The sequence below is a fragment of the Desulforhopalus singaporensis genome (assembly GCF_900104445.1).
GTDB classification, from domain to species: Bacteria; Desulfobacterota; Desulfobulbia; order Desulfobulbales; family Desulfocapsaceae; genus Desulforhopalus_A; species Desulforhopalus_A singaporensis.
The window spans coordinates 1-2789 of sequence record NZ_FNJI01000094.1 but is presented as its reverse complement, the minus strand read 5'-3'; the positions used below and the strand labels follow the sequence as shown (position 1 = coordinate 2789).

The 2789-nt window shown below is 45.4% G+C and carries 2 protein-coding genes and 1 pseudogene; 1 reads left to right on the top strand and 2 read right to left on the bottom strand.

Translation table 11 applies throughout. The features are described from left to right. The coding region (locus tag BLQ17_RS21815) for a PAS domain-containing protein (protein ID WP_143005614.1) at positions 1-354 on the bottom strand (354 nt) is incomplete at its 3' end. A 585-nt stretch (positions 355-939) separates the two neighbouring features. Between BLQ17_RS21815 and BLQ17_RS21810 the strand changes: the two are divergent. Then, positions 940-2146, top strand: a pseudogene (locus BLQ17_RS21810) (IS256 family transposase). A 453-nt stretch (positions 2147-2599) separates the two neighbouring features. Here BLQ17_RS21810 and BLQ17_RS23035 read toward each other — a convergent pair. Further along, on the bottom strand, positions 2600-2789 hold a 190-nt coding region (locus BLQ17_RS23035; RefSeq protein WP_218121886.1), incomplete at its 5' end, for an alpha/beta fold hydrolase.

Genomic DNA, 2789 nt, shown 5'->3' with positions numbered 1-2789 from the left:
CACCCCCACCACTTTGCCGTTTTTCACCAGGGGAAAGACGCTATTGATACTGTCCACTATTTTGCCGTTTCTGTTTTTATACAATACCGGACATTCGATGACCGGCCGGGACGTACGCAGACAGCGCATGATAAGGCTCGAATTTTCATCAACCTCAGTGAAATCGCAGATCTTTCGGCCGATAACGTCCGCGGGGCGCAAGCCATCAATTTCCGCATGGACAGAATTGTAGAAGGTGATCACCCCCTTATCGTCGGTGATCACAATCCCGATATTGAGGATGGATAAAATGGGGTGCAGATCGCCGTTGCTGACATCTAGTTGCTGGATATCTTCAGGATTTTTTATAAACACGTCACCATCATCCCCTGCAATAAAAATTTACTGCCAAATGTGCCTCTCATGCGAAAAGATACAGAGAAGTAACACGCGATAAAACAGCATACAGAAAGAGTGCCATAAGACTTCTGGTCTAATCATGCATCCTTTCGGTACGGCCCAGGCGTCGCATCTCAAGCAATGTGCAGCTTTCCGCCAACAATGGATATCAGCCAGCCTGGGGATTTGCAACGGTACCGACAGAATTCCGACGACAAGGCCACCAAGATGCAATCATCTAAGGCGGACTTAATGCCCGTAACCCAATATTCCAAATGAAAAGAACCGCTTCTTTTGTATACAGAAAGGATCATCACAAATTTCAAGAAATATAAAAAACAGCAACTCATGAAATGAGTTATAGAAATATTTTCAGTTCTGGTCAAGGGTTCGATTGAGGAAAGATGGCAAATTAAACAGTTTTTCAGGTAGATAAAACAAAACCTCAAAATCAAACCGATAACGTATAATATTTTTCGCACAATTTTTTGAAGCGGAGGCCCTCACCGTGGTTAATTGGCAGTCGCCAAACAACCGTTAAACCACAAAAGAGAGGCCACTATGGAGCATTATACAGAGAAGCTGGGTAAAGTCATTGAGATAAACGAGAGCCAGATTCAGGACCACCTAGGAGAGCTGGTTCGTGGAACAGTCGAAGAAACGCTCAACGCGATGCTCGATGCAGAGGCAGATCACCTTTGTAATGCAGCACGCTATGAGCGAGCCGAAGCTCGCAAATATACTCGTGCTGTATATTACGAGAGAGGACTTCATACCAAAACTGGTGAAGTACATTTGAAGGTCCCCAAAATTGAGACAACAGAAGTTCGAGACCGCCATTATCGAACGATATCGTAGGAGGGAATCATCAGTCGAAGAAGCTTTGATGGAGATGTACCTGGCTGGTGTATCGGTACGTCGTGTAGAGGATATCACCGAGGCTCTGTGGGGTACCAAGGTCAGCCCGGGAACCGTATCGAACCTCAACAAGAAGATCTATGGCAGGATAGAGAAATGGCGTAATCGCAAGCTGGTAGAAAATTATCCATATGTTTATCTGGATGGAATCGTACTTAAGAGGAGCTGGGCAGGCGAGATACACAATGTTTCGGTGCTTGTGGCTGTAGGTGTCTCTTCTGGTGGACGTCGGCAAATCCTAGGTGTTTGCGAGGGTGCCAAAGAGGACAAGGCGGGATGGTCTGGTTTTCTGCGGCATCTCAAAGACCGTGGTCTCAAAGAAGTTGAGTTGATCATAAGTGACGCATGTCTTGGGCTGGTCGAATCGGTTGGGGACTTTTACCCTAAAGCGCGGTGGCACCGTTGTACGGTTCATTTTTACAGGAACATCTTCAGCCATGTCCCGAAAGCCAAGATGAAGGAAGTGACAATGATGCTCAAAGCGATCCACGACGCGGAGGATCTGGAAGCAGCAAGGGAAAAGGTAACTGCAGCAGTAGCAAAGCTAAGGGAAATGCGTCTTCAACAAGCTGCTCAACTTGTTGAGTAAAAAATCGAGGAAACCTTGACCTATTACTCTTTTCCAAGCTCGCATTGGCGAAGAATACGAACGAACAACCCTTTAGAACGTATCATGCGTGAAATCCGGAGACGGACCAATGTGGTCGGTGCCTTTCGCGATGGGAACTCAGCATTGATGCTGGTCGCGGCCAGACTGCGGCATATTGCAGGAACGAAGTGGAGCCATAAGCGTTATCTTAATATGGATCTACTAAGAGAGATGAAACTTGAGCAAATGAAAGCGATCTGACAACCTCAGCAGTGCCAAATTACAAGGCCCAAGCCCTGCGGGTGCTCCGCTCCGCTTCGCAGCCTTGTAATTTGCCCCTTTGCTGAGCTGAAACTGAGGGTGAAGAATTAAGGAAAATAGAAGAGAGAGGCTACCCTACAAAACCAAAAGTGCGAAAAATATTTGACACTACCGCCTAGCGAAGGGCAAAACAGATCAGTTCTTCTGTGAATTTCGACTTTTTCATCGTTGATTCCTCCTGCGTTCATACTATGGGGTTTCACCGAATTTCTCTACTTTTCCCGGTACAGTTTTCGGGGATCAGGTCACTCACCTCATAATCTTTTTTTTCCTAAAAAGATTGATACGGGATTGAATGATTGCAGATTCATAGAATAAAAACGCGATGTGGGCAGTAAAATTAAAATTTGCGATGAGCAAAAAATACTCAATAGTTCAGAATAACACTCGTCATTATCTACCAAGAAAAGTTGAAAGGACCATGAGGAGCTTTTTAGGCTGTTCCATGTGTAACCAATGGCCGGCATTATCTATGGTGACGATACTGGATTTAGGAAAATAGCTCAATCTGTCTGATTCGTGTTTCGGCAAGATGTAATCTGAGTTCTCTCCACGTACAAACAAAGTTCTTACTTCAGAATGA